This window comes from Clostridium sp. Ade.TY, from assembly GCF_000498355.1.
Classification (GTDB): Bacteria; Bacillota; Clostridia; order Clostridiales; family Clostridiaceae; genus Clostridium.
Window position 1 is genome coordinate 1 of sequence record NZ_AVSV01000025.1, and the last position, 21381, is coordinate 21381.

Here is a 21381-nt window from a genome sequence, read left to right on the forward strand (position 1 = left end):
TCTTACATTCAAGCTACTTGCCGTTACTATGCCTTTTTTTACTGTAGTTTCTGGTTTATCATTTGGATTTTCATTTGGCTTTTCTTCAGGTTTAGTATCTGGCTTTGTAGTATTACCATTTAACTTTATATTATCTTTTAAATATTTATCTATTCCATCAACAATAGCATTCGCAATCTTTTCTTGATATTTATCATCTTTTAACTTATCTGATTCTACCTTATTTGAAATAAATCCAGCCTCAAAAAGTGATGAGGTCATTTCACTTTCTCTTAAAACTGCAAAATTTGCATTTTTAACTCCTCTATTAAATGCTCCTGTTTCTTTTATTGCATTTTCTTGTATATTATCACTTAAAGGTTTGTGAGGAGATTTATCTCTATGATAATAAGTTTCTATTCCATAAGCTGAATCTTTTTCAAATGAATTTATATGATTGGATACAAAAATATCCGCACCATATTCATTTGCCATTTTAGCTCTTTCATCTAATGAAAGATATTCATCCGAAGTTCTACTCATTTTAACTTCTATACCTTTAGCTTCTAATTTTTTTTGTATTTTTAAACCTATTTTTAAATTTAATTCATCCTCTTTAAGTCCAAATGATGAAGCACCATCATCATGTCCACCATGACCTGGGTCTATAAAAACTTTATAATAATTTCTATCTACTTCTTTTGAAGATCTAGTAAAATAATCAGATTTATTATTACTTGAAACATAAATTTCCATCACATGAATTTTATTTCCAATTTTTTTACTTAAATAAACTGTTCCTTCTTTTTTAGGAGTAACAATACCTGTTTCACTAATTGATATTATGTTTGAATTTGACATTTTAGCATTTTTATATTTTGATAAATTCAAAGTTTCTCCAAACTTCAATGAAATTCCATTTTCTACAACTATTTCATCACTATTATATCCATCTGTTACTAATAAAAATTGCTGTTCTAAATTCGATATATTATCTGCAAATGCTACTTTTCCATATAACGGTGAAACCGATATAGCTAACATAATTAATGTAGTTTTTATTATCATTTTTAATTTTTTACTTTTCAAAAGAACACCCCTTATTCCCATCGTTGTTTTTTTGTTAATATTATTAATCTTTTTGTAACATTTTTATTATAATGCAAAGGGTTTAATTATTCAATATTTTCCAAATATCTTTATAATTTTTGATTAAAAGATAAAAAAACTAATATTAAACTAAATTTCATATATTATAACCTAAATATAAATAACATATTTAAATATATAATTTTATAAATTTAATATTAGTTTTGATCTTATAATTTTTTTATTATATATTTTATATTAGTTTTCTTTTAGGCTTATACTCCTCATAGAACTTCTTATAATTTTAAATAACATAAATCCTGCAACTAAGTTTATAGCAACTGAAGGAAGTACAACTACTATGAATAATGAACTAAATCCAACTGGTAATCCAACTAAAACACTTGCTGATAATAAAAATATTAATCCACTTACTAATGTTCCAACTGGAAATAATATTAAACTTTCAATAGTTCTTCTCTTACTGTCTGCCATATTTTTTATTATTTTTAATTTATTAATTAACATAATAACAACAAACATCAAATTTACAGTAATTAATTTATCTATCATATTAGGAAGTTGTCCACCTGGAAATTTCGTTGTCATAGCTGTAAATATCCCAGTAATTATTCCAGATATTAAACATGTTTTATAATCATCTTTATTTATTATCATAATTATAAATAACATAATAAGCGCAAAATCTGGTTGCATAGGCAATCCAAGTGCTGGTGTAATTTGATGAAGTATAACTCCTATTCCTAATAATAATGCATTAATTATCATCCTTTTTGTTTTTTCAGTATTTCTCATATATATTTCTCCTTTTTTATTTAAATTTTTGTTTTTTCTAAGCTCTCCTACTTCCTCACTATTTCATAACACTTAGACCACCTCCTTTAAATTTTTATAATAAAAAAACGCCCTATGAACTAAATCATAGGACGAATAAAACTTCCGCGTTGCCACCTAAATTGTGATTAAATTTATGTATTAATCACCACCTCTAAATTTCAAGTACTAACATACTCTATCTGCTATAAGGTGCAGCCCACCATAAATGCTACTTTCTAAATATAGATTTCGTTTTATTCCTAAAAGGTCCATTCAATAACTCTCTTCTTGCTAGTATCTCACCATCACTAACTCTCTTTAATAAAGCTTAAATTACCTACTCTTCCTTCTAAAACGGATTATCGATATTAAATTTTCTTTTACTATATAATATCACTTTTTTTAAATTTTGCAACTAATTTAATTAAATTTTTGCAAATTTTATTAAACTTATAATAGATTCATAATAAAATGTTACATAATCATAACTTTTCTCTTCTTTCATTTCACTTTCTGTTTCTTTAATAAGTTTTACATTGTCAGTAATTATATTGTCTACCCCAAGTCTTAGCATTTTTTCTGCACTTTCTTCATCATTTATAGTAAATGCATGAACTTCTTTACCTATTGCATGAAGAGCATAAACAGTTTGTGAGTTTATTAAAGATTGTTCCATACTAAAGAAGTCTACACTTAAATTTTCAAAATCTCCAAATGCCGCAAGTACAATATATCCAACTTTAATTTTCGGATTAATTTTTTTCATCTCTTGAAGAGCACTAAAATTATTTGAAGATATTATAACTTCATTTTCCATCCCATTTTCTTCTATTAACTTATTCACATTTTCAGGTAACTTATCCAAATTCCCTTTTGGTTTAAGCTCAATATTAAGTTTAATTTTTCCTTTTGCTTCTTTTAAAACTTCACCTAAAGTTGGTACCTTTTCTCCTTTATACTTAGACGAGAAAAAGGATCCATTATCAAGTTCTTTTATTTGCTTTAATGTTAAATCTTTTGGTGCCATATTTACTCCAGCAGTTCTTTTAAAAGTATTATCATGAAGTAATATAGTCTCTCCATCTTTTGTTGTTTGAACATCAATTTCTGCAAAATTAGCTCCTTGTTTAATAGCCTCATCAATTGCAGCTAAAGTATTTTCCGGAGCATTTTTACTAGCTCCTCTATGTGCAGTTATTTGAACTTTATCATTTATTACTCTATTAAATACTGTTCCATAAGCAATAGTTCCACTATAAATAACAAAGCAAATAATTAATACAAAAACAAACCATTTTGATCCTATTTTAGAAAAGTTATATAAAGAATTATTCTTATAATCTTTAAATGTTTTAAATTCTCTTTCTTTAACATTTTCTTTTCTAATATTATAATAAAGTTCAACTAAAAAGCTTACAAAAAGAGGTGTCACTAAAATAGTCATTATTACAAAAACTATAAAAAATAAAACAAGTAAAATTCCAAGAACTATTTTACTTAAGTAAGAATCCGGTCCTAATATATACTCACCAATTGAAATTCCACCAAATAAAAAAATTGAAATTAATATTACTGAAAATACTATTAAAACTACCTCAAATAAAATAATAGATTTTAATACTACCCATTTATTTTTCTTATATAATTGATTACTTCTTTTAATTGCATATTTTCCCTTTACCTTCTCTATAACTACTACCGGAATTGAAAGTATCCATCTTAATAATAAAAATATTAAAACTAACCCTATTAATAATAATAAAATTTTTCCTAATATAGTTTTACTAAGTTCTATAGTTATAAAAGGTGGTATAGAATAATTTTTAATAAGTGAACTACAAAGTCCAACTCCAGTTAACGGACCTATAACACCTGTAATTAATATAAGGGGGATTATTCCAATATCAAATGTATCCTTTAATATACCAAACATATTAAATATACTATCAATAACTTTAACTTTTTTACCCCTATGCGATTCTACCCCAATATAAGTAAGGGCTCCTATTTCAATAAATATCATAATAAAAGCCATAACCAACAAAACAAATATACATATTATTCCTTTAATACTTAATCCAAAAGTTATAAAATCTTTATTAGTCAAAGAAAAGAAGCCTTCTGTTTTCATAAAATACTTAAGTATAAAAAAAATGATTGGTCCAAATATAAAAGCAGTTAATATTCTATAGCACATTTCAAAATATGTGAATGCCCAGAAATTTACCTTAAAATTTTTATATGTATTATTTATTAAACTCATAACCTTTGTTTTTTCTTTAGTTTTTTTATAATCCATAAATTAACCTCCCTATTTTATTATTTCCACCAAAAAAATTAATATTATCTAATATTAACTATATAACAAAAGCTACTAGATATACAATTTATCTAGTAGCTTTATTAATTATTTTATTAATCAGATGTTCTTGCAAGCCAAATTGCAGCAGCTATTATAAATACTCCCCCAAGTAATTGGAATGCTGTTAATGTTTCACCATATACTAAATAAGCAAAAAGACTACCAAGTACAGGTTCTAATGCAACAAGCACTGATGCAACACCAGTTTCTATGTAATCAGTTGCTTTAACATATGCTATATTTGCTATAAATGTACTTAACACCCCTATTGATAATATGTTTGCAATAACAAATACTGATGATGAATTGCTTGATATTGCAGTTCCTATTGAATCAAAGTTTGTAAAGAATGCTAATGCTATTGTACTAAATATAAAGCCATATATAAGCATACTGTCTTTTGAATACGTATCAGTAAAAAATCTTGGTATTACAAGTTGAAGCGCAAATAAAATTCCAGTTGAAAGTCCTATTAAAAGTCCTATTACATCAAGATTTTCAAATCCAACTCCAAATATGTTTGATATTAATACACATCCTGTTATTGCAAGTAATATTATAAATGCTTTTCTTGCAGTTATTTTTTCTTTAAAGAATATTGCATTAAATATAGTTACCCATATTGGATTAGTAAACATAAGTACTGTTGCAACAGCAATTGGTACTCTTTCTACTGCAATATTAAATGTAGTAAATGATAATCCAAATGTTACAATTCCATAAATACCACTAATTATAATTCCTTTTAAGTCTACTTTAAATGCTTTTCTATTAAAAATTAATAAAAATATTGAAAAGCCAATTGATGCTATTAAACATCTAAAAAATGAAATACTCATTGAATCTATTCCTGCATTTGTAAGTGTTCTACTTGTAACACCCATCATTCCCCAAAAAAGAGTTGCAATTAATACAAGAGAGATTCCTTTTTTCTTATTGTTCATTTCAAGTCTTCCTTTCTGTCTATTTTTAATAAATATTATATAGTATAAGTAAATTCAATGTGTTTAATGTTTACATTGAACAAATAACATTGTACTATAAATCTTAAAATTTTTCTTATTTTAATCTTATTGTTTACAGTTTATACATATAATAATCTATTAATTGCACTTATTTTGCTGATTTAACCATTATAATTTATTTTAAAAATAAAATTTTGTTAACTAATTTTTTATTATATATATTTATTAATTCATTTTCTACATAAATAAAAAAACCTTAAGTGCCTTTTGTAAAATTCACTTAAGGTTTTTTAGTTAAGTTATTCTTTATTTAAATATTCATCTATTGCTTTTGCAGCATCTTTACCTGCTCCCATAGCAAGTATTACTGTTGCAGCACCTGTTACAGCATCTCCACCTGCATAAACTCCATCTCTTGAAGTTTTACCTGTCTCTTCTTCTGCTACAATACATTTTCTTCTATTTATTTCTAATCCTTCAGTTGTAGATGATATTAGAGGATTTGGAGAAGTTCCAAGTGACATTATTACTGTATCAACATCCATAATAAATTCTGATCCTTCAATTTCAACTGGTCTTCTTCTACCTGAATCATCTGGTTCTCCAAGTTCCATTTTGACACATCTCATTCCATTAACCCATCCATTTTCATCAGTTAATATTTCTGTTGGATTAGTTAAAACATCAAATATTATTCCTTCTTCCTTAGCATGATGAACTTCTTCAAGTCTTGCTGGAAGTTCAGATTCACTTCTTCTATAAACAATATGTGTTTCTGATCCAAGTCTAAGTGCTGTTCTGGCTGCATCCATAGCAACATTACCACCACCTACAACAGCTACTCTCTTTCCTAACTTTACTGGAGTTTCATATTCATCTTTAAAAGCTTTCATTAAATTAACTCTTGTTAAAAACTCATTTGCTGAAAATACTCCATTTGCATTTTCACCTTTGATTCCCATAAATCTTGGAAGTCCTGCACCTGAACCTATAAATACTGCATCAAAATCCTCTTCATTTAAAAGTTCATCAATAGTTATAGTTCTTCCTATAATAACATTAGTTTCTATTTTAACTCCTAATCTCTTTATATTTTCTATTTCTCCCTTTACTACTGTTTCCTTAGGAAGTCTAAACTCCGGTATTCCATATACTAGTACTCCACCTGGTTCATGAAGTGCTTCAAATATAGTTACATCATAACCTTTTTTAGCTAAATCTCCAGCACATGTAAGTCCAGCAGGACCACTACCAATAACAGCTACTTTTTTTCCTTTTGACTCTTCTTTTTCTAAAAATTCTATATTATGTTCTCTAGCCCAATCAGCTACGAATCTTTCAAGTTTACCTATTGAAACTGCGTCTCCTTTAACACCAAGAACACATTTACCTTCACATTGTGTTTCTTGTGGGCATACTCTACCACAAACTGCTGGAAGTGCACTATATTTTGCAATTACTCTTGCAGCCTCTTCAAAATTACCTTCCGAAACTTCTTTAACAAACCCTGGTATATCTATTGATACTGGACAACCTTGTCTACACATTGGTTTTTTACATTGAAGACATCTTTTTGCATCTTTAATAGCCTCTTCTTCATTATATCCTAGGCAAACTTCTTCAAAATTAGTCGCACGAACCTTTGGGTTTTGCTCTCTTACTGGTATTCTAATCATTCTTTCTTTCATATCCATTAGTTTTCACCTCCACAATGACCACATCCACCATGGTGTGTATCCCCTTCTATTTCCTTTAATATTGCTCTTCCTTCTTCTGTTTTATACATAGCTTGTCTTCTCATTGCTTCATCAAAATTAACTAAATGTCCATCAAATTCTGGTCCATCAACACATGCAAATTTCACTTCATCTCCAACAGTAACTCTACATGCTCCACACATACCTGTTCCATCAACCATAATTGGATTTAAACTTACTACTGTAGGAATGTTTAATTCTTTAGTTAACATGCACATAAATTTCATCATTATCATAGGTCCTATTACTATAGCTTCATCATATTCCTTACCTAAATCTTTAACTAAATAATTTAACATATCTGTAACTCTTCCATTAAAACCATATGAACCATCATCAGTTGCTATATATAAATTATTAGCTACGTTACTCATTTCTTCTTCTAAAATAAGAAGATCTTTTGTTCTACTTCCAATTATAACATCAACATTTATTCCATGTTCTTTCATCCATTTTACTTGTGGATATATTGGAGCTGCTCCAACTCCACCTGCAATAAATATAATATTTTTTTTCTTTAAATCTTCTATATTTTCTGATACAAAGTCACTAGGTCTTCCAAGAGGACCTACAAAATCACTTATGTAATCATTAACTTCTAAATTTTCTAAGTCTTTAGTTCCCTTACCAACTACTTGAAATACTATACTAACTGTTCCATTTTCTTTATTAAAATCTGCTATTGTTAAAGGAATTCTTTCTCCATGTTCATCTATCTTTAAAATTATAAATTGTCCTGGTTTTGCTGATTTGGCAATTCTTCTAGCTTCTATATCCATTAAATATATGTTATCTGTAAGCTTTCTTTTTGAAACTATTTTATACATAAATTTTATACACCTCTTCATTCTAATTATATAGAAGGATTATTTTCAAAAAGAAAAGTCTTAAAACACAAAGCTAACACTTGAAAATATAATAACACTCTCAGGTTTAGCTAGTATTCTAAGGCTTTTCTAAATCTTAACCTAAATACTAAAAGTTAACTTCTTCTCCATAGAAAGTTGCCTTATAAAGTCTAGCCATTTGTTCATTGTCTATCTTTCTTGGATTTGTAGCTGTACATGCATCTAAAACTGCATTTTCTGACATGTATGTTAAATATGAAATGAATTCAGCTTCATCTACTCCATATTCTTTAAATGTTTTTGGAATATTTAATTCTTCATTTAAACTTCTTATTAATTTAACTAATGATTTAGTTAACTCTTTATTATTATTTCCTTCAAGTCCAAGCATTTTTGCTATTTTTGCATATCTATCTTCACATTCTACTGCATTAAATTCTATAACTGATGGAAGTAATATTGCATTAGCACATCCATGTGGTACATGGAATACTCCTCCTATTTTATGAGCCATTGAGTGAACTATTCCAAGTGAAACATTACTAAATGCCATTCCTGCTAAACATTGTGCATCATGCATTTCATCTCTTGCTTCCATATCACCTTCATATGATTTCTTTATGTTATCTCTAACCATTTCAATAGCTTTAAGAGCTAATGGATCTGTAAAATTATCTGCAATTGTTGATACATATGCTTCAATTGCATGAGTCATTGCATCCATACCTGTATGTGCAACTAATTTAGCTGGCATTGTTTCTGCAAGTTCTGGATCTACTATTGCAATATCTGGTGTTATGTTAAAATCTGCTAATGGATATTTAATTTTTGCTTTATAATCTGTAATTACTGAAAATGCTGTTACTTCTGTAGCTGTACCACTTGTTGAAGCTATAGCAATAAATTTAGCTTTCTTTCTTAATTCAGGTAATCCAAATGGAACTACAGCTTGTTCAAAAGTAAAATCTGGGTATTCGTAGAATATCCACATAGCCTTTGCAGCATCTATTGGTGAACCTCCACCAAGTCCTATAATCCAATCTGGTTCGAAGCTTCTCATAGCTTCTGCACCTTTCATAACAGTTTCAACTGATGGATCTGATTCAACGCCATCAAAAACTTGAACTTCAAGTCCTGCTTCTTTTAAGTTTTCTTCTATTCTTTGTAAGAATCCAAATCTTCTCATTGAGCCTCCGCCCATTACGATCATTGCTTTCTTACCTTTTATTTCTTTTAATACGTCTATTGTACCTTTTCCATGATAAATGTCTCTTGGTAATGTAAATCTTGCCATATAAAAAAACTCCCCTCAAATTTTAATATTCAAAACTTTAAATTTTTTTAATTTATTCTTAACACTTAAATATATTAGCAATTACCGTGCCAATATTCTTATTTTATAAAAAATTTTTCGAAACCCTTTAACTGTGTCATTTTTTTAACAATTAAATTTTAAATAAAAAGCACTTGTGTAATAAAATATTACAGTAAGCGCTTTTTTCATTGTATCTTTTTAGTACAGTGTTCTATTAATTAACACATTTCATTTTTAATATATTCCATACTTGTCTAGTTTATAATACAAAGTATTCCTACTTATACCTAAAGATTTTGCTGTTTTACTCATATTATAATCATTAAATTTTATTGCTCTTTCAATTAAAGTTTTTTCTATATCTTTTATATTAAATCCATTTCCAATTTCAATATATATTCCTTTATCGTCTAAATAATCACAATCATTAATATTTTTATCCCTTTTATCTTTATTAATAGATGATGTTGCAGCAATTTCTTTATTTATTATATCTCCTGTAAATTCATATGACATATCGCCATCTAAATTAACTATATTCTCTATACAATTTTCAAGTTCTCTTATATTCCCTGGCCATGAATAATTTATTAACTTATTATATAAAACTTCACTTATTTTAGGTACTTCTTTATTAAGTTTAAATGCTTTTACTCTTAAAAAATGATTTATAAGCTTTTCCACATCTCCACTTCTTTCTCTAAGTGGTGGCAAATATATAGGAATAACACTTAATCTATAAAATAAATCTTCTCTGAAATTTCCTTTTTTAACTTCTTCTTTTAAATCTTTATTTGTTGCTGCAATTATTCTAACATCAATTGGAATTTCTTTATCACTTGAAACTCTACAAATTCTACCTTCTTGTATTACTCTAAGTAAATGCACTTGCATTTCAAGTGGCATTTCTCCAATTTCATCTAAAAATACAGTTCCACCATTTGCAAGTTCAAACTTTCCTATTTTGCCGCCTTTTTTCGCTCCTGTAAAAGCTCCTTCCTCATAACCAAAAAGTTCACTTTCTATTAAATTTTTTGGTATCGCCCCACAATTTATAGCAACAAATTTATTTTCTCTTCTACAACTATAATTATGTATTGCTTGTGCTAAAATTTCTTTTCCAGTTCCACTTTCTCCTTCAATTAATATAGTTGATGGACTATTTGCTACAATTTTACAGTTTGTTATAACATTTGATATAGCATCACTTTCACCTAATATATCATCAAAGGTTTTATAAGCTCCCAATGCTTTATTGCTTATTTTTTCACCTTCATTAGACATAATTATAACAGCACCAACTACTTTATCATTTAACCTTATAGCTTTCATCTTTAAAACTATTCTCTTATTGGATACTTTTATTTCTTTTACATATGTATTATAATTTTCTTTTTTAAAACTTATATATATATTTTTCCATGCTGGAATAATATTCTCAATTTTCTTTCCTATTAAATCTCCCTGAGTAAGTTCTAACACTTCTATAGCCAAGTCATTTACATTATTAATATTACCTTCTGAGTCTACAGTAATAATTCCTTTATCAACATTATTCATTACACTTCCAACATAATTATATGTTTCTTTTAATATATCACTAACATGGCTTCTCTCTAATTCATTCTCTATAGCTTTTACTCCAAATAATACTAATCCCAATGTATGTGGATGCTTATTAGTCCAATCAGACGTTAAGTTAAGTGTACCTATTATACTTCCATCTATTCCATGTATAGGAGCTGCAGAACATGTTAAGCTTTTAAATATATTTATGTAATGCTCATCAGCAGTTACCTGAACCGCCCTATCTTCTTCAAGTGCTATTGCCATCGCATTTGTACCTATATTTTTTTCGTCCATATACATACCATTTTTTATATTAATTTTCTCATATTCTTTTATTATTTCATCTTGACCACTTATATGTAATATACATCCTTCTTTATCTGTAAGAACTATTATAAAATTTTCATCCTTTAATACATCTTTAAATATATCCATATATATTTTAGAAGTTCTTATAAGTTCACAATTTTCCTTAAGAAGCTTTTCTAATATATCACTTCTAATTCTTTTATTAGATAATTTTCTATCTTCTTTTATTCCATATTTCCTACTTCTTTTATGCGAATTAATAATTATATTTCTATTATTAAATTCCATACTAGCTCCTCCTACTGACCCAATCATTTCAATATTTTCCACATTTACTATTATAATACTAAAAAATATAATTGTATAAATTCTTTTATATAATATTTATAATAATATAAATGATAATTTCTCATTATAATACTAAAATAAAAAATTTATATGTCTTCTTTTGAAAAATCAATATAAAACAACTTAATATATTATCTAATTATAAATTTTATACAAAGGACTATCATATTAAATTTCTTTAATATTAATTTTATTTGTAATAATTATTTTAATAATCTTATATGAAATTAATAAATATTAATTCTATGTTTTTTTATGTATAAAAAAAGAGTACTCTAGAATTACTAAAATACTCTTTAAAATTAATATCTATTTTTATTTTTAAGTTCTCTTTGCATTTCTCTATTATGAGCTTTTTCAAGTAAAGAATCTCTCTTATCATAATTTTTTTTACCCTTACAAACTCCAAGTGCCACCTTTACTCTTCCATTTTTTAAATATAATGATAAAGGAACAAGTGTTAATCCTTCTCTTGATACAAGACCTGCAAGTCTTCCAATTTCTGATTTATGAAGAAGTAACTTTCTATCTCTTAAAGGGTCCTCGTTAAATATATTTCCTTGTTCATAAGGACTTATATGCATTCCTCTTATAAAGATTTCACCATTTCTAACTTCAGCATAACAATCTTTAAGATTAGCTCTTCCATTTCTTATTGATTTTACTTCAGTTCCTACTAAAACTAATCCAGCTTCAACAGTTTCTTGTATAAAATAATCATGTCTTGCTTTTCTATTTTCTACTAAAGAATTTGAATTTTTCTTTCTTGCCATTTTGTTCACCTACTTTTACATACAAAGTTATACATTACTAAAATTATATTATATATTTTATTTATTATCAATTCTCTGCTTTAATAGTTATATTTATTTTATATAATCCTTAAAATAAGGGGCATACAGCCCCTTATTATTAATATAAAATATTTTATTCTTCTTCTAATGATTTTTCAATAAGTAATTCCTCAATCTCACCATTTGCTAAAGCTTCTTTTACTTTATCTTTAACATATGGTATTTTTTCCTGAAGTTCTTTTGAGAAATTTTCATCTTCATCCTCTTCTTTATCTTCTAATAAATCAAAATAAATTTCTCTATTTTCAATGTCTACTCTACTACATTTAATCTTTACTTCATCACCAAGTCTATAAATTTTCTTTGTTCTTTCACCTATTAATGCTAGATGATTTTCATCATATATATAGTAATCATCTTCTAATGAATTAATATGGACTAATCCTTCTATTGTATTTGGAAGTTCTACAAACATACCAAATGATGTAACTGAAGATACAATTCCCTCAAACTCTTCTCCAATTCTATCTTCCATATATTCTGCCTTCTTTAAATCATCAACTTCTCTTTCCGCTTCTTGTGCAACTCTTTCTGTTTCTGATGATTGTTTTGAAGCATAATCAACTATTCCTATAAGTTTCTTAGCTCTTCCACCATCAATTTTACCATTTAATTGTTCTTTTATTATTCTGTGTATTTGAAGGTCTGGATATCTTCTAATTGGTGATGTAAAGTGACAATAATATCTTGCTGCTAATCCAAAGTGTCCAAGACTTTCTGGTGAATATCTAGCTTTCATCATTGATCTTAAAAGTAATGTACTAACTACTGTTTCTTCTTTTTTACCTTTAACTTTTTCAAGAACTTCTTGAAGACATCTTGGATGTACATCTTGACTCATTTTCATTGTATATCCTAAATTATAAATAAACTCTCTAAATTTCATAAGTTTTTCTTCATCTGGATTTTCATGAACTCTATATACAAATGGTAAGTTAGTCCAGTACATATATTCTGCTATAGTTTCATTACAAGCAAGCATGAATTCTTCTATTATTCTATTTGCAATTTCTCTTGGATATGGTTTTATTTCTATTGGTTTTCCAAGTTCATTTAAAGTTATTTTTGCTTCTTCAAAATCAAAATCTATAGCTCCTCTTCTCACCCTTTTTTTGTTTAATATGTTAGCTAACTCTTCCATAGCTAAAAAATCATCATAAAGATAATCATATTTTTTGATTAATTCTTCATCTTTATCTTTTAAGATTTTTGTTACATCAGTATATGTCATTCTCTCATTTGTTCTTATTATACCTTCATGTATTTCATGCTCAACGACTTTACCATTTTTATCAATAATCATTATACAGCTAAGAGTTAATCTATCTACCTTTGGATTAAGTGAACATAAACCATTTGAAAGCTTTTTAGGTAACATTGGAATTACTCTATCTATAAGATATACTGATGTTCCTCTTTTTAAAGCTTCTTTATCTAAAGGATTGTTTTCTTTAACATAATGAGTAACATCTGCTATATGCACTCCAAGTTTAAACTTTCCATCTTTTAATCTTTCTATTGATACAGCATCATCTAAGTCTTTTGCATCTTCTCCATCAATAGTTACCATTCTTACATCTCTAAAGTCTGTTCTTCTCTTATATTCCTTTTTATCAATTTCTTCTGGTATTGAATCTGCAAATGTTAAAACTTTAGTTGGAAAGTCTTCAGGTAATCCAAACTTTTTAATTATTGTAAGTATATCAAGTCCTTTATCACCCTTCTTACCAAGAACTTCTTTAACCACACCCTCTGGGCTTCTTCTTTTTTCAGGCCATTTAGTAACTTCTACTAATACAACATCTCCATCTGTAGCACCATTTTTATCTTTTTTAGATATAAATATATCTTGATGTAATCTTGTATCTTCTGGAACTACAAATCCAAAATTTCTGCTGCTTTCATAAACTCCAATAATTGTTTTGTTAGCTCTTTCAATTACTTCAACAATTTCTCCTTCTCTTTTTTTACCATTTCTATCATCTCTAGTTATTTTAACTAAAACTCTATCTCCATTCATAGCACCATTCATACATGATGATGGTATAAATACATCCTTTTCCCCTTCAACCTCTGATATTAAAAATCCAAAACCTCTTTGATGTCCTTGAAGTCTTCCTGTTATTAATCCAGTTCTTTCTGGTGTTGTATACTTTTCCTTTTGATTTCTAACTATTAATCCTTCTTTCTCCATTGTCTTAAGTACTTTTTTAAAAGCTTTATATTCATTTGACTTTATATCAAAAACTGCTGTTAATTCACTAAGGTCCATTGGTTTATATGCATCTTCTTGCATAAACTGTAATAATGTATCTTTTATTCCCATTGTTTTCCTCCATTTAATATCTATATTATTATTATATGTTCTCCATTCCGACTATATATTATTCTACCTATATAGTACCATATTATATACTATAATTCCTTAATTAGAAAATTATATAAAAATATTTTTGTAAAAATATTAGACTTATTAATTTTTTATTATAAAATTAGAGCTAAATAATAGACACTAAGTATATTATTTAGCTCTTTTAAATTAAAATTTTAAATATTATTTATAAAAATTTATATAATTTAAAATAGTATTCCTCCAAACTCAACTATAAGCGGTGCAAATACTACAGCAACAATTGTCATAAGCTTAATTAATATATTCATACTTGGACCTGATGTATCTTTAAAAGGATCTCCAACAGTATCTCCAACTACTCCTGCCTTATGCGCATCACTACCTTTTCCACCATGCGCTCCACCTTCAATATACTTTTTAGCATTATCCCAAGCACCACCTGCATTTGCCATAAGTATAGCCATCATTACTCCAGTTATAACGCTACCTGCAATTAGCCCTGCAAGAGCTTCAGCTCCTAATAAAATTCCAACTATTATTGGAGATAAAACAGCTATTAATCCCGGTAATATCATTTCTCTTAGCGCTGCTCTTGTTGATATTTCAACACAAGTTGAATAATCTGGTTTTTCTGTTCCTTTTAATAAACCAGGCTTTTCTCTAAATTGTCTTCTTACTTCTTCAACCATTTGTCCAGCTGCCTTTCCAACTGATTGCATTGTAAGTGCGCCAAATAAAAGTGGAAGCATTCCTCCAATTAGAACGCCAACTAAAGTTAATGGATTTAAAAGATTTATTGTTTCTAAATTAACTGATTGAGTATATGATGCAAAAAGAGCCAATGCTGTAAGAGCTGCAGAACCTATTGCAAACCCTTTACCTATTGCAGCTGTTGTGTTACCAACTGAATCTAATTTATCTGTAACTTCCCTTACACTTTCATCTAATTCACTCATTTCTGCTATTCCACCTGCATTGTCAGCTATTGGTCCATAAGCATCAACAGCAACTGTTATTGCTGTTGTTGAAAGCATTCCTACAGCAGATATAGCAATGGAATATAATCCTATTATTGAATTTTCAGCTCCTCCTGTAAAAAAATAAGATATTAAAATACCAATAACAATTAAAAGTATTGGCATAACCGTTGATTTCATCCCTACTGCAAGTCCTGAAATTATATTAGTTGCAGCACCAGTTTCACTTTCCTTAGCTATAAGTTTTACTGATTTATAATCTGATGATGTGTAAACTTCTGTAATCTTTCCAATTAAAAGCCCAACTAAAACACCAACTAAAACTGGTATAAATAATGTTAAATTAGAGAATAAGTATAAACATGCTATTATGCTAAGTATAAGTGCTATTCCTCCAGCTAAAAAACTTCCTAAATTAAGAGCCTTTTGAGGATTATCCCCCTTATAAGACTTTACTACAAACATCCCTATAAGTGATGCAAAGATCCCAGCTGATGCTAATATTAATGGATATAAAATAGTTTCTTTTCCAAGAGAAGAAGCTAACACTGAACCTAAGGTTATTGCAGATATTATAGAACCAACATAAGACTCAAATAAATCCGCTCCCATTCCACATACATCACCAACATTATCACCAACATTATCAGCTATTACAGCTGGATTTCTTGGATCATCTTCTGGTATTCCCGCTTCAACTTTACCAACTAAATCTGCCCCAACATCTGCAGCCTTTGTATATATTCCTCCACCTACTCTTGCAAAAAGTGCAATTGATGATGCTCCAAGTCCAAATCCTGTTATATATTCCGCATTTAAATCAAATATATAAGAAAATATAGTTAATCCAATTATTCCAAGTGAAGCAACACAAAGCCCCATAACAGCTCCACCTGAAAAAGCAACTCCAAGTGCATCTTTAATCCCATGTTTTGCTGCATTTGCTGTTCTTACATTAGCTTTAACAGCTGTTCTCATGCCAACATATCCAGCAATCATAGAAAATATTGCTCCAAATAAAAATGCTATAGCTGTTTTATAATTTAAAAATGCAAAAATAAGTGCAAAAATACATACAATAAATATTGAAAGATATTTATACTCTTTCTTTATAAATGCCATAGCTCCCTCTTCTATATGTGATGCAATCTCTTTCATTTTTTCATTTCCAGCATCTTTTTTCATAATTCCACTTTTCATAAATAATAGAACTATCAATGATATAATTCCACAAAGTAATGGTAATATTAAAAGATTCATATTTACACCTCACTTAATATAATTTTGTACAAATTGTACTATTATATACCTATGAGATTTATATGATTATTAGAATTTAATATAAATTAATTTAAGATATTTTTATAAAAAATAAAAATCTGATACAAAATTAAATTTGTACCAGATTAAAATTTAACTTGTGATTCCCACACATGTTATATCATATTTAAAACCATTGTGTTTATAGCAAATAGTAACATACTTATTATAGTTACTCTTTCTAACATAACTTCTTTTGTTCTTGATTTGTTTCTTGAGAAGAAAGTATCATTGTTACTTCCTTGTATAAGTCCACTTAAAGCATCTGACTTACTTGGTTGCATAAGAACTGATATAACAACAACAATTCCAAGTATAACCTCAAGTACTAATAAAGCTGTTTGCATGGGAACACCTCCTAATATTTAAAAGCTAATTTTATACTATTTAACTTAATCAGTATATCATAAAGAAAAATTTATTTCTATACTCATCTTGAAAATTTATACAAAAATACGCTTTATATTATTTTTTTATATTAAAGAAAGCATTCATACCTCTATACTCAGCCACATCATCAAGTTCTTCTGCTATTCTTAATAATTGATTATACTTAGCAACTCTTTCTGATCTTCCTGGAGCACCAGTCTTAATTTGACCTGCATTTACAGCTACAACTAAATCTGAAATTGTTGTATCTTCTGTTTCTCCTGATCTATGTGAAATTACTGCTGTATATCCAGCTCTGTTTGCCATTTCAATAGCATCTAATGTTTCTGTTAATGTACCAATTTGGTTAAGTTTTATAAGTATTGAATTTGCAAGACCTTTTTCAATACCCATTTTTAATCTTTCAGTATTTGTTACAAATAAATCATCACCAACTAATTGGATTTTGTTTCCTAATCTTTCAGTCATGATTTTCCAACCTTCATAATCTTCTTCTGCCATACCATCTTCAATTGATATAATTGGATATTTATTTACTAAGTTTTCATAGAATCCAACCATTTCTTCTGGTGTTAATGTTTTTCCTTCATGTTTTAATACATATTTACCATCTTCAAAGAATTCTGATGAAGCTGGGTCTAAAGCTATGAAAATTTCTTTACCTGGTTTAAATCCAGCTTTTTCAATTGCTTCTATTATAACTTCAATTGCTTCTTCATTTGATTTTAAGTTTGGTGCAAATCCACCTTCATCACCAACACCTGTTGAATATCCTTTTTCATTTAATAACTTTTTAAGAGCATGATATACTTCTGAACACATTCTTAATGCTTCTCTAAAATCACTAGCTCCAGCTGGCATAATCATAAATTCTTGAAGGTCTACTGAATTATCAGCATGTTCTCCACCATTTATAATATTCATCATTGGTACTGGTAAAACTTTAGCATTTACTCCACCAACATATTGATATAAAGGTAATCCTAAATATTCAGCAGCTGCTCTTGCTACTGCAAGTGATACACCAAGTATTGCATTTGCTCCAAGTTTTCCTTTGTTTTTAGTTCCGTCTAATTCTATTAAAGTTTTATCGATAAATGTTTGATCTAAAGCATTAAGACCAATAAGTTCATCAGCAATTGTGTCATTTACATTTTTAACTGCATTTAAAACACCTTTTCCATTAAATCTTTCTTTATCTCCATCTCTAAGTTCAACAGCTTCGAATATACCAGTTGATGCACCTGATGGTACTGCTGCTCTTCCAACTGTTCCATCTTCTAAGTATACTTCAACTTCAACTGTTGGAAATGATCTTGAATCTAAAATTTCTCTTGCTACTATATCTACTATTTCTACATATTGTTTCATATGTAATCTCCTCCTTTTACACTCTCACTCTAAATATTATTTACAAGTTTAATATATTTTATTTATATATAATATACATCTTTTGTTTATATATATTATACATCTTTTATTGATAATGTCAATCAACTGATATCTTGTTTCAATTTTATTAATATTGTATATATTTCCATAACATTATATTTTATTAATTCATTTATTTTACATGTTTATAAAGTATAAAAAAGCCCATAATAGGACTTTTTTATACTTTATAAATACTCTATATTTTCTTTTTCAAAATATTTATCAAGCTGATATTTCCAATACTTTGCTGCTTTTGAATCTATCTCATTAATATTTTCTAAAAAAGTCTTTAAAATTCCAAGCTTATTAAGTTTTTTCATTAAATGCCTTGGAAAGTCTACCTTTCTACTATAACATCCTTTTGGATCTATCATCATAAGTTTAAAATCTTTTGTTACATATACATCTCTACACCTTGTATCTATCTTTGTAAATTTAAGTTTTTTAAATTCCATCAATAATTTATATATTTCTTTTGTTAATTCCATTGATAATCCGTTTCTCTTTATGTACTTGTCCAAACGTACACCATTTACTTTTTCTCTTATAATATACAATGAACCTGATGCGTAAACTTTAGGAAAATATTTTGACTTCCTACACTTAATTAAAGTATTAGCTTCTGCCTTACATATCTTTTCTTTTTGAAATATTTTTATTATTTTATTTTCTGGTAATTCAAATACTATCCCATTATTACCTTGACCTAAATACTTTGATTTTTTAAACAATGCTTCTGTTTTCTTATCAAAGCAAACTGAATAATTATAATTTTTTTTCATTTTATTATCCCAATATATTGTTTCCTCACTATATAATATTAAAGTTATTTTTTATTGTGATAATTTATAATATTATTTGAATATAACAATATTTACCTTATTATAAATTTAAAGTATAATAATTCACAAAAGGGTTAATGTGGGAGGAAAACTTAATATTATGTTTAAAAAACTTAATTTATTATTTCTTATAATATTATTTTGTTTATCTTTTATAGGATATAATAATATTATTTTAACTTTAGAAGACAATCCTAAAGATTATACTTTACAGGATAGATATCCAACAATAAAAACATCTAAAAAAGATAAGATTTTAATTTCAAGTGATTTATTTGAAAAATACATAAAAATTCACTCAACAGACTGGGCATTTGTTCTTGATAATAATTTAAAAAGAGATCCTTTACCTGTAGTTATAGACTATAAAATTAATGATATCAATATCCATAATATAAAAGGTAATAAATTTACTGCTTTAATAAGTTATGATGTTCAAGCAGCAAACGAAACTGATGGATGGTATGCTGGAAATGGCATAATCTCTGATCAAAACTGGATTATAGGTAAAATTAATTTTGTAGATATCGAAAGAAGTGGAAACACTTATAGGATAACAAATGTTTATACTGGATAAATAAATATTAATTTTAAAATAGCTAAAGATATAATTATATCTTTAGCTATTATTTTTATATTATTAAAATTTGGCCTATTTAATTTATGTTATCATAAATATATACAACGAATTTTAAAGGAGATTGATATTATGTCAAAAAGCAAAGGTAAATTTATTTTAATACCTATTATAATATTACTTGTAATAATAATTGGTGCTTTTTCTTTATATAAGTTTTCATTTGAACCAAAAGTTCCAGTTACACCTATAACGTCAGAAATAAAAGTTGATCCATTAGATATCGCAATAAAATTAATTCCTAATGATTTAGACTTTTCCTTAAAAGAAATTGTAACAAAATCAAATATTGAACTTTCTGATGTTGATTTAACTAATTTAGCTATACTTGCTATACAAAAAGATTCAAATCTTAGTCAAAAAATAGATGGATTAAAAGTATTAATTGATGGGAAATATTTAAATCTTTATGTCCAATTTAAATATTTAAATATACCATTAGAAGCAAAACTTACTTTTACATGCTCTTCTAAAGATGGAAATGGAATTCTTCATTATGAAGGTGGTAAACTTGGATTTATAAATATTAATAAAGATATTATATTTGATAATTTAACTAGTACTGATTCAATAAGTTTTGATAAAGCTAATTCCAACATAATACTTAAGTTAAAAAATAACTACAATATATCTGTAAATTCATTTGAAATAGTTAATAACAACTTAAGAATAGGAGTCCAAACAGTATTTAAATTATTTAAATAAAAATTTTTATAAATTGATATAAAATAAAAAATAACAGTAGAAATTCTACTGTTATTTTCTTATTTTATGCATTATCTTTTACTACTTCTTTCTTAATTATAATAAATAACATTATAATTCCAATAGAAAATAATATATGTGAAATCCCCGCTATTCCTGAGATCATAGCTCCTCCATTTAACAATAAAACTTGATCTATTCCTCTCCATATAAACATGATAACCATAAATGCTAGTCCAACATTATATGTTATAAAAAACTTATTAAATAGTTTATTTTCTGTTATTTTAAATTGTTTTTCGAATAATACAAGTATTAAAAACACTAAGCTTCCCATTACAAATAAATGTACATGGGTGACTGCTAAAGTAGTTTTACCTTCATAATTGAACATTCTAGTAAATTCACGATAAAAAACTCCTAACACTAACGCTAATATAGCATAAATAAATGATGTATTTATTAATTTCTTCATAACTCCTCCATTAATA

The 21381-nt window shown here is 27.2% G+C and carries 17 protein-coding genes; 2 read left to right on the forward strand and 15 right to left on the reverse strand.

Annotated elements, in window-relative coordinates; translation table 11 throughout:
• From O212_RS16220 to O212_RS0108995, 14 genes are all read right to left on the reverse strand, one after another.
• A partial coding sequence (locus O212_RS16220; protein WP_024614768.1) for an N-acetylmuramoyl-L-alanine amidase occupies positions 1-1068 on the reverse strand: 1068 nt, incomplete at its 3' end.
• 258 nt (positions 1069-1326) lie between these two features.
• Positions 1327-1884: a tryptophan transporter gene (locus tag O212_RS0108935; protein WP_024614769.1), complete on the reverse strand. Its 558-nt coding sequence runs from the start codon at positions 1882-1884 to the stop codon at positions 1327-1329.
• Between the two features lie 445 nt (positions 1885-2329).
• On the reverse strand, positions 2330-4204 hold the full coding sequence (locus O212_RS0108940) for a glycerophosphodiester phosphodiesterase (RefSeq protein ID WP_024614770.1): 1875 nt from the start codon (positions 4202-4204) through the stop codon (positions 2330-2332).
• Between the two features lie 116 nt (positions 4205-4320).
• Positions 4321-5211 (reverse strand): DMT family transporter, encoded by an 891-nt coding sequence (locus O212_RS0108945; RefSeq protein WP_024614771.1) that lies wholly within the window; start codon positions 5209-5211, stop codon positions 4321-4323.
• A gap of 320 nt (positions 5212-5531) precedes the next feature.
• Complete coding sequence (gene gltA / locus O212_RS0108950) at positions 5532-6926, reverse strand: NADPH-dependent glutamate synthase (protein WP_024614772.1); 1395 nt, start codon at positions 6924-6926, stop codon at positions 5532-5534.
• Entirely contained in the window at positions 6926-7816 is an 891-nt protein-coding gene (locus O212_RS0108955; protein WP_024614773.1) for a sulfide/dihydroorotate dehydrogenase-like FAD/NAD-binding protein, read from the reverse strand. Before O212_RS0108955 ends, gltA begins: the two co-directional genes overlap by 1 nt.
• 148 nt (positions 7817-7964) lie before the next feature.
• Positions 7965-9131, reverse strand: coding sequence for an iron-containing alcohol dehydrogenase (locus tag O212_RS0108960; protein ID WP_024614774.1), 1167 nt, complete (start codon positions 9129-9131; stop codon positions 7965-7967).
• Positions 9132-9386: 255 nt separating this feature from the next.
• A complete protein-coding gene (locus O212_RS0108965; protein WP_024614775.1) occupies positions 9387-11318 on the reverse strand; it encodes a sigma-54-dependent Fis family transcriptional regulator in 1932 nt (643 codons plus the stop codon).
• 362 nt (positions 11319-11680) lie between these two features.
• Positions 11681-12151 carry an SsrA-binding protein SmpB gene (gene smpB, locus O212_RS0108970; protein WP_024614776.1) on the reverse strand — a complete coding sequence of 157 codons (471 nt, stop codon included), beginning with the start codon at positions 12149-12151 and terminating at the stop codon, positions 11681-11683.
• A gap of 154 nt (positions 12152-12305) precedes the next feature.
• Positions 12306-14558, reverse strand: a complete 2253-nt coding sequence (gene rnr / locus O212_RS0108975) for a ribonuclease R (protein ID WP_024614777.1) — start codon at positions 14556-14558, stop codon at positions 12306-12308.
• Positions 14559-14809: 251 nt separating this feature from the next.
• Positions 14810-16822, reverse strand: a complete 2013-nt coding sequence (locus tag O212_RS0108980; protein WP_029699277.1) for a sodium-translocating pyrophosphatase — start codon at positions 16820-16822, stop codon at positions 14810-14812.
• Positions 16823-16998: 176 nt separating this feature from the next.
• Entirely contained in the window at positions 16999-17229 is a 231-nt protein-coding gene (secG, locus tag O212_RS0108985) for a preprotein translocase subunit SecG (RefSeq protein WP_024614778.1), read from the reverse strand.
• Between the two features lie 118 nt (positions 17230-17347).
• Positions 17348-18643 (reverse strand): phosphopyruvate hydratase, encoded by a 1296-nt coding sequence (gene eno / locus O212_RS0108990; RefSeq protein ID WP_024614779.1) that lies wholly within the window; start codon positions 18641-18643, stop codon positions 17348-17350.
• A gap of 248 nt (positions 18644-18891) precedes the next feature.
• The gene (locus tag O212_RS0108995) at positions 18892-19488 is read right to left on the reverse strand and encodes a protein kinase (RefSeq protein WP_024614780.1); all 597 of its coding nucleotides are present in this window, start codon (positions 19486-19488) and stop codon (positions 18892-18894) included.
• A 160-nt stretch (positions 19489-19648) separates the two neighbouring features.
• On the opposite strand from O212_RS0108995, the gene O212_RS0109000 reads away from it, so the two are divergent.
• The gene (locus O212_RS0109000; RefSeq protein ID WP_024614781.1) at positions 19649-20125 is read left to right on the forward strand and encodes a hypothetical protein; all 477 of its coding nucleotides are present in this window, start codon (positions 19649-19651) and stop codon (positions 20123-20125) included.
• A gap of 132 nt (positions 20126-20257) precedes the next feature.
• Positions 20258-20890: a hypothetical protein gene (locus tag O212_RS0109005; RefSeq protein WP_024614782.1), complete on the forward strand. Its 633-nt coding sequence runs from the start codon at positions 20258-20260 to the stop codon at positions 20888-20890.
• Between the two features lie 64 nt (positions 20891-20954).
• Here O212_RS0109005 and O212_RS0109010 read toward each other — a convergent pair whose 3' ends face one another.
• A complete protein-coding gene (locus O212_RS0109010; protein WP_024614783.1) occupies positions 20955-21365 on the reverse strand; it encodes a DUF2871 domain-containing protein in 411 nt (136 codons plus the stop codon).
• Between the last annotated feature and the right edge of the window lie 16 nt (positions 21366-21381).